Source organism: Deinococcus marmoris (assembly GCF_001949125.1).
Lineage (GTDB): Bacteria > Deinococcota > Deinococci > Deinococcales > Deinococcaceae > Deinococcus > Deinococcus marmoris_A.
This window is the reverse complement of record NZ_MSTI01000172.1, coordinates 1-8,031: the sequence shown is the minus strand read 5'-3', so window position 1 is coordinate 8,031 and position 8,031 is coordinate 1. Positions and strand designations below refer to the sequence as shown.

At 58.1% G+C, this 8,031-nt stretch carries 8 protein-coding genes; 2 read left to right on the top strand and 6 right to left on the bottom strand.

Features of this window, described 5'->3' with window-relative positions; translation table 11 throughout:
* Positions 1–168 precede the first annotated feature (168 nt).
* Complete coding sequence (locus BOO71_RS24625; protein WP_083653810.1) at positions 169–657, top strand: transposase; 489 nt, start codon at positions 169–171, stop codon at positions 655–657.
* Positions 658–857: 200 nt separating this feature from the next.
* Here the strand turns inward: BOO71_RS24625 and BOO71_RS24620 are convergent, their stop codons facing one another.
* The 3 genes from BOO71_RS24620 to BOO71_RS24610 all read right to left on the bottom strand — a co-directional run bounded on the left by BOO71_RS24620 (position 858) and on the right by BOO71_RS24610 (position 4,300).
* A complete protein-coding gene (locus tag BOO71_RS24620; protein WP_075836882.1) occupies positions 858–1,724 on the bottom strand; it encodes a ParB/RepB/Spo0J family partition protein in 867 nt (288 codons plus the stop codon).
* A complete protein-coding gene (locus BOO71_RS24615) occupies positions 1,721–2,491 on the bottom strand; it encodes a ParA family protein (protein WP_075836881.1) in 771 nt (256 codons plus the stop codon). Before BOO71_RS24615 ends, BOO71_RS24620 begins: the two co-directional genes overlap by 4 nt.
* A gap of 357 nt (positions 2,492–2,848) precedes the next feature.
* Positions 2,849–4,300, bottom strand: a complete 1,452-nt coding sequence (locus BOO71_RS24610; RefSeq protein WP_083653809.1) for an exopolysaccharide biosynthesis polyprenyl glycosylphosphotransferase — start codon at positions 4,298–4,300, stop codon at positions 2,849–2,851.
* Positions 4,301–4,731: 431 nt separating this feature from the next.
* On the opposite strand from BOO71_RS24610, the gene BOO71_RS24605 reads away from it, so the two are divergent.
* Positions 4,732–6,417: an O-antigen ligase family protein gene (locus BOO71_RS24605; protein ID WP_217694947.1), complete on the top strand. Its 1,686-nt coding sequence runs from the start codon at positions 4,732–4,734 to the stop codon at positions 6,415–6,417.
* Positions 6,418–7,135: 718 nt separating this feature from the next.
* Here BOO71_RS24605 and BOO71_RS29125 read toward each other — a convergent pair.
* The 3 genes from BOO71_RS29125 to BOO71_RS24590 all read right to left on the bottom strand — a co-directional run.
* On the bottom strand, positions 7,136–7,270 hold the full coding sequence (locus tag BOO71_RS29125) for a hypothetical protein (RefSeq protein ID WP_303046793.1): 135 nt from the start codon (positions 7,268–7,270) through the stop codon (positions 7,136–7,138).
* A 59-nt stretch (positions 7,271–7,329) separates the two neighbouring features.
* The gene (locus tag BOO71_RS24595; RefSeq protein ID WP_075836879.1) at positions 7,330–7,611 is read right to left on the bottom strand and encodes a tyrosine-type recombinase/integrase; all 282 of its coding nucleotides are present in this window, start codon (positions 7,609–7,611) and stop codon (positions 7,330–7,332) included.
* Between the two features lie 28 nt (positions 7,612–7,639).
* Positions 7,640–8,031, bottom strand: a 392-nt coding sequence (locus BOO71_RS24590; protein ID WP_139323186.1) for a transposase, incomplete at its 5' end; no start/stop codon positions are given.

The window sequence follows — 8,031 nt, the reverse complement described above, 5'->3', positions numbered from 1 at the left end:
GTGGGGATCGACGACACGTCGATCCCCACTGGCAGCGGGCGCTGAGCTACCTCAAGATCGGTCTCCGGGCGGTTCATTACGCGCTGAGCCGTGGTCAGGTGGTGTTCGCGCGCCTGACGCTCCAAGGGGGGCCTGACCCTGAGCCACTGGGTCAGCGGAAACGCCCCCATGCCCCGCCTCAAACCACTCTTGAAGTTGGCTGGCAGCTCGTTTTTCGTTCACTCTCATAAAATCTGTCAGGCCGCCAGGTTGACGCGGACAGATCAGGGGGAACCCCTGATCGTGGCGAGTAATGCCACAGCGGCCCGTCAAATTTTGAAGGGGTATGGCAAGCGCTGGAAAATCGAATGCCTGTTCAGAGCGCTGAAAACCAAAGGTTTCAATCTGGAGAATACGCATATGACGCTTCCCGGCCATGTCAAGCGTCTGTTGTGCCTGCTGACTCTGGCCTACGTCTGGTGCGTCCTGGTCGGTATCAACCAGGACGCAGAGATCAAAAACCATGGGAGGCGAGCGTGGAGCGTCGTGACGCTGGGCCTCCGGTCGCTTGTCCGGGCCTGTTCCCGTCAGAGTGAAGTGTTAGCAGGTGAACTGCTCCATTTTATTCGGCTCTGGACCCTCCCCCAGATAGCCAATGGAGAAAGTGTCGGGTACTGAGCTGCAGAGGACGCCTGAGGGGCTGATGCGGGCGTGATTGCTCGATCAAGGCGCCGAACCAGTAAAAATGGCGCTAGCGTTTAGACAGGGGAGACCACGAATGGATCTGGGAGGCACTGCGTCCTTGATATCTCTCAATTCTGTCTTGCTGGTAGTGGTGGGAGCGCCTTTAAGACAATGGTCTTACCGGTAAGACCGATCTACTTCAGGACGTCGGGCATCTTGGCCAGCCACTGGTCTACCGCCCTCCGCTCGTCGGGTTTCAGACCGCTCAGAAATCGGCGGCTGCTCAGCTTGCGGGCCACCGTGACAGCCGTGCCGAGTTCCCTGGTCTGCTGCTCCACGCGCTGGACCTCGGCCTGCAGCCCGCTGCGGGAGACCCCCTGCTGTGCCAGCCCGATCAAACGGGCGTGGTGGTCTTCCGGTGCACTGACGATCACCGAGGCCAGCGTCAGGGCCAGACCGCCGCGCAGCGCCTCGACCACCAGGTCGGGCCAGCCCAGGATCCGCAACTTATTCTTGGTAAAGGACGTCCAGCTTTCGCCCAGTGGACCGAACAGGGCCTCCAGAATAGCGGCGTCCTCGCCCGGTTCTTCCTTGGTCAACCGGATTAGCCGGCTGCGCGCCTCGCTGCGGGGAAGACCCAGCGCGGCGGCGGCCAGCTCCAGCTTGGCGTCCACTTCGTCGATCAGGTTGAGGTTCTCACGCTGAAGGTTTTCAAGCAGGGCGGCCAGCCGTGCCTGCCGGTCGTCGAGCGCGCGGACCACCACCGGCACCTCGCTCAGTCCTGCCAATTGGGCGGCCCGCCAGCGCCGTTCCCCGGCGACGATCTCGTGGCCGCCTGGGACGGGCCGCACCAGCAGGGGCTGCAGCACGCCCTGTTCGCGGATGCTGGTTGCCAGACTGGCCAAGCCGGCCTCGCCAAAGCTGCGCCGGGGCTGACCCGCGCCTGGCCGCAGTTGGTCCACGGCCAGCACGGTGACGGTATCCGGCAGGCTGAGGTCAGTGGGCGCCTCGCCCAGCAGTCCGGCCACAGTGCGCTGCCGGGTCGGGCGGGGGCGGGTCATATGGGGCTCCGGGCGTAGGTCAGGCCCACGGCGCGGGCCACGTCGGCGGTCAGGGTCTTGATGTCGCTGTGGACTGGACTTCCCGGAGCGTAGACGCCTACCGGCGCCCCCTGGGCGGTGGAGTCGAGCCATACTGCCTCACGCTGCGGCACCGGCGTGGCGATAGGGGAGAGGTGCTGTTCCAGATCGGCCAGCACCTCGCGGTCGTGCAGCCGCCGGGCGTCGTAGAGCGTGGGCACGTACAGCGCCACAGTCAGGTCTGGCCGGACCTCACGGTACTCGGCGAAGGCGCCTTGGAGACCGGGGAGGGCGTCAATACCTTTCTGCCGGGTTGGTACCGGGACGATCATGCGGTCTGCGGCCAGGGCACCGAGGATGGCCAACTGGCCCAAACTGGGTGGACTGTCGATCATCACCACGTCGTATCGGTCTGTCACGTCCTGCAGGGCGCGGCGCAGGCGACCCTGGGCGCCCACCCGGCCCATCATCTGACCCTCTGCAACAGCTAGGCCTACCTGAGCGGGCAACAGGTCTAAGCCATATACACGGATTGGCTCCGGCAGGGGTAGACCTTCGACTGCCACTGGATAGACGGTCTGGTCCCGCTGAACGCCCGTTACTCCTAGCCATCCGGTGAGGTTGGCCTGTGGGTCGAGGTCAATCAAAAGGACACGCAGGCCACTGGTTGCCAGTTCGTGTCCCACGTTCAAGGTCAGGCTGGTTTTTCCTGCCCCCCCGGCATGGTTGAACACGGTGATTGTGATCATGGAGGCACGATACAGTGTGCCTGAACGAGGATGGCTCAGCATCTGACTGGGCTTGCCCCGATAGTGGTTCTTCCGGCATTTCCATGCAGCCTGGAATCCTTGACGTTGGAGAGCGGCATCCAGGTTGAAAGCAACTGTCCTACACGATATCGGTCTCAAGATTCTGGAAGGGCGGCGGCGGCGGCAAAGTACCTTGCTCACGGAATCAAAGGATGAGCCGCAAAGCCGGGTTGCCCTCAATCGGCACTTGTACCTGCGTGAGTTGACGCACATTGGCGTAGCCCAAAAAGTCTTCATTTAAGCAGCCGAACCGCGATTCGAGTTTGGCTGCCTGAGGTTATATCGCTAGTACCAGGGTCAATATGCTCCAGCGCTGGCGAGCACGGCCCGTGCGGTTCGCAATAAGATCGCCAGATCAAGCCAGACCGACCAGTTCCGAACGTAATATGGGTCGAGCTGGATCATGCCTTCATTGCCCGCGTCTGAGCGGCCCGACACCTGCCATAGCCCAGTCATACCGGGGCGCACTTCGTAGCGGAGGTGTTGCACGCGGACAGGCAGTTCTTGTTGGTGGTATTGCGGTAAGGGGCGTGGCCCGACCAGCGACATGTCGCCTTTCAGGACGTTCACCAGTTGCGGCAATTCGTCCAGGCTGGTTTTGCGTAGCAATTTACCGATGCTTGTGATGCGAGGATCGCGCCGCAGCTTGAAATGCGTTTCCCACTCCTGACGTAAAACTGGGTCGCGTTCTAAATGGGCTTTGAGAACAGTCTCGGCATCAGGCATCATCGTTCTGAACTTCCAAGTGCGGAAAGTCGCGCCGCCCAATCCCACCCGTTGCTGAAAGAACAGCGGGTGATGGCGGTCTTCGAGCCAGATGAATAGCCCGATCAGCAAGCAGAGACTGCCCCACAGCGGCAGACTGAGGGCTGCCAACGCCAGATCGACTGCACGTTTAAATCGGCGGGCGAAAGGGTCAGCCAGGTTCTGCGTGACCTGCACACCCAGAATGCCGTCTAAGTCTTGGGTGCGTGCCCAGAGTGACTGAACGTTAAAGAGGTCCGGAATAATGATGACGCTCCTATAGACGCTGAGCGGACCGTCAATCAGTTCGGTGATGCGACCATTTTCCGCACCAGGAATAGCCACGATGGCAATTGGCGCTTCTTGCAGCCACTCGGCAGTATTGCCCACGACTCTCACACCTGCAACCAACTGGTTGAGTAGTGCCGGGTCATCGTCAAAGACCGCTACCGGCTGATACCCCAGTCCCCGCTCCTTTCGAAGGGCCTCAATCACCCGTCTTCCCGTGAGAGCACCACCGTAGATCACCGCCTGTACGCCCCACAGCCCGTAGCGAAGGAGCAAGGTCTTGATCAGACTGCGCATGATCAGCAGCGCGGGAACCAGGACAACCAGGGTCAGCACACCCTTGAGAGCAACATCTGGGTGATGGCTGGTCAGGTAGGCGATCACCGTCATGCTCAAAGTCAGGAAAAACGCAATCTGGATGGTATAGCGTAGTTCGGCCACAATGCCCAGGCCCCAACCGGGGAGAAGTTTGGCGGCGTAGGTTATTATGAGATGCAGCGCTGCCAGCGTGACCCAGAAATCCACCGTGATGCCTTCCTGGTGAAACAGACGGATCATCCCGTTCACGAGCAGGGCGGTTAAGGTCCAAGATGCGAGCTGACCTATGCCTAGTGCGGCACCGTCGAGAATGTGGCGTCTAAGGTAGACGTGGGCGCGGCGTTCGCGGATTAAATCTCGTTGGGTTAGTTGCTTCTCGGAAAAGTCACTCTCGATCATGGTTTATCATCCTGGGCCAATCTCAGCTGAGACGCGTTGAGCGGTTATGACATTATAGCCGGGTTGTGAATTCAACAAACTTTTCCAGCCCTATCGAAAGAGCACCCCATACATTATGCAAAGGGGAGGAGAGTAAAAAAAATCAGTCACCGCCCCATTTGTTAATGATGATTGCGGTGGATAGACGTCAATACCGATCCAGATTGGGCGTCCAGCCGTTCACATGAGCCATCCTTAAAAACCATAGTGCATGTCATCCTTCAACAATGGTTGAGATAGCGTGAACAACCACCTAGAGCATTTTTCCGAATGGAAGCATCAGAAAAGAGAAATCCTGACGTCTCTGTATTCCCAAATATTCAATCGTATCCACTCACTCCGCTCAGTCAAAAGTGAATAACTCTTTCGACAAATACTCTAGACGACGTTGAGTGTATAAAGTGTTTTTCTTGACTGTGACCGTAGTTTCTCGTCTTTCCGAGCATCTCGGAGCTGACAGATACGGCACTTTTTACTCGCCGGGAACTTTTGATTCAATGAGAAGAAGACTTCAATACCTTTGGCTTGCTTTGATTCCTGTTGTGCCGCTGGTGGCTCCGCTGGCTTTTGGGGCACTGGCGTCCCTGCGGCGGTTGCCACGTCCCTGGCTGGCTTTAATTTCGGTGTTCGTGTTTCTGCAAGTGATCGCCGCCACACTCACGCCGGACCCGCTCGTGTCGGTGCCGCTTGCTTTTTTGCGGGCTGCCTACACGGTGGCCCTGATCACGGCGGGCTTCGTGTTGGGCAGCGCTGGAGCGCTCCGGCCTGCGCTGATCGGCTACGGCGTGGTCGCCGTCACGGCTTTTATTACCACCCTGAGCATTTACGGTTATGGCCCGCAGGCCCTCGGCGAGCGGCTGGCGCACCCGTATTACACCAGTGTGAGTTTGGGGCTGGCGGGCACGCTGGGTCTGTTGCTGGCAATTACCTGGAAAGGTGGACCCTTGGCCTGGCGGGTACTGGGCGGCGGTCTGAGCCTGGGCCTGTTCCTGTGGAGCGGCAGCCGGGGGCCGTTGATCGCGCTGACGGCTGGACTGCTCGCCGTTCTTGCCACCAGTTTCAGGATCCAGTGGAAGGCCACCCTACTGACGGTGGGCGCTGCTGCCGCGCTGGTATTTGCTCTTCAGGGCACCCAGGGAAGCGCCATCACGGGCCGCTTCATGGAAAATGCTCTCAACGGGCGAGACGCGTTCTGGACCGACGCGCTCGACACGGCCCGTGCCCATCCCTGGGGCGGCGTCGGACCGTATCAGTTGGGGCCGCACCTGAGCACTCAGTACCATCAGGGCGATACCAACTGCTCTTTCTGGCTGAAGGAGGAAGTGTACGGCCTTAAATCGTGTCCGGCTATCGTCAACCGTTTCCGGGGAGCTTGGCTCATCGCGCACAACACTGCTTTTCACCTGCTGGGCGAGAGCGGCGTCATTGGGCTGAGCGGCTGGCTGGCGCTAATGGGAGCGTTGGCCCTAGCCGCTTGGCGTTCGGGCGATCCGTTGGTGAACGCTCTGACCTGGGCGGCAGCAGGTATGGGGCTGGTAGACAATCCTACGCTGTTACCCAACTTGGGTCACGCCGAGTTGTACTGGTTGGCAAGTGGGATAGGGGTGTCGCTGGCGCACGATAGGGCAGTGATTACTGGAGAAGGTGTTCCACCTTCATTGCGGCTCCAGTCGTTTGTTCCCTTTGCGCCGCTCTTGGCCTGCATACTACTGGGGTATTTCGCTTCGCCGACGTGGTGGGAGAGGATCAGGCCGGGCCATATGCCCTTGCCAGTTCTCGAAGCGCTTACGCTGCCTACGCATTTAAGGGCAGGCGAGAGTGTCACTGTCTTTATGAGAGTTAAGGTGGCTATAGGTCATAGCTACCGCTTGACTGGCTTGGCCTGTGGGGTAGAGCAGAATTGCGAGTTAGTTTTGCAGAAAACCTTCAGTGATCAGACTCAAGAGTGGACAACCTTAAATTTGAAGGGGCTGCCCGCTGGAAGATACAAGCTTACTCTCAAGTTGAGTGTTGCTTCTCCCGGGATCAGTATTCAGCGTTCACTGGCAGAAATTCAACGGGTAATTCGAGTTGAATAGGTTTCGGTTATCATCCTTACTCTGGCTGCTGTTGCCTTTGCTGGCTCTTGGGATCTTATTACTCATTTCTTACCCAGTGCCGAATTGGAGTGCTTCGCCAGTGAATTGTCGGAGAACAGAACCTACTTTATGGATGAACAATCGTTTATCTAGTCTAAGTACTAATGGAGAAATTTCCATGAGAACTAATGGTGTTGTCTCGCAAACAGTCTGCGAGGGTGGCATCTTGACCTTGACTGCCAGTGGAACACCTGCGGCGGGGCTATACCCGTTGATGACCGTGAGTCTTGGCAGTCACACGATACTAAATGTCCGCCCTGCTCAAGCAACGACATACAGGATCTCTGTAGTGCAATCGGGTGTGCTTTCCTTAGCATTTCATGATGACATATATTTGCCTGAACTCAAACCGACGCAAGATAGAAATCTTCTGATCAGTTATTGGCACTTCCAATCTAGTGAATTGCCATCAAGAAAATGAGAGTGTCACTGAATACCTGGCGGCCTGACAGATTTTATGAGAGTGAACGAAAAACGAGCTGCCAGCCAATTTCAAGAGTGGTTTGATCAATGGTTCGGACAGTTTTTGACTTCTCTAGGGTACAAAAGCGGCAAGGAGCTGGATAAAACTCGGTCCAGACGTTCTCTGTCCCAATCCCTTAATGCCCGTTGTAGCGCATCCAGGCCCCGACGGAACAGGCTCTTTGGTGGTATCTGATTAGCGCCGAAGGGCCATCAGCACGGCTACGGGATCTTCGTTCCGCAGGCGGGCCGTCTCTACCACGCTCTTGATGCGGGTATAGGTGATAGCCCCCAGCAGATTTTTGCTGCACTGAGAGACTTTCCTCGCCATCACTACGCTCCGCAGGGCACGCTCTGCGGCGTTGTTGGGAGGCCACCAAATTCCGGGGGCTAGAGGTCTATGAACCGAACGGCCTGCTGATACGCAGCGTCCACGGCGTCGAGCGAGAGGTGCTGATAGACCTCCAGACTTTTCTTGCTGGCGTGGCCGCTCAGGAGCTGGATCTGTGCATCCGAAAGCTTCTGACCGGTCAGAAACGTCAGCATCTGGTGGCGGAATAGGTGGGGATGGACGGAAGCGCTCAACCCGGCAGTCTCCCGGTAACGCTGCACGATCTGTTGAATTCGGCGGACCGTATACGGTCCGCATCGCTGCGTCTCGAACAGATACATCTGCTTTGGAACTTCGGGTGCTAGGGGATTAGAGGCCACCGAAAAAAAGTGCCAAATTATGAGCCGCGATCTTCCGGCAGACGTGGGCGCGGACCGACCTGAACGAATTGAGCTGGGGAAGCATCAGGTGAAAAGATCGGTCTAGCCGAGAAAAAACGGTTTCGACAATCTTTCTGACGCCCACCATCGCACCCCACCAGGGCCGAGGATGTTTCGTATTCGATTTGGGCTGCGCGTACACGCCGCAGCCCTGATACCCACGGTCTCCCAGCACCAAAGCTCGCTCGCCTTCGTCGAGGAGCGCACGGGCGAGTGGGGGATCACTCTCATTGCCTGCGGCAATGCCGAAACGGACGATCATGCCATGATCGTCCACGATGGCGTGGAGCTTGAAGCCGTAGAACCGCCCTTTGATGCTGT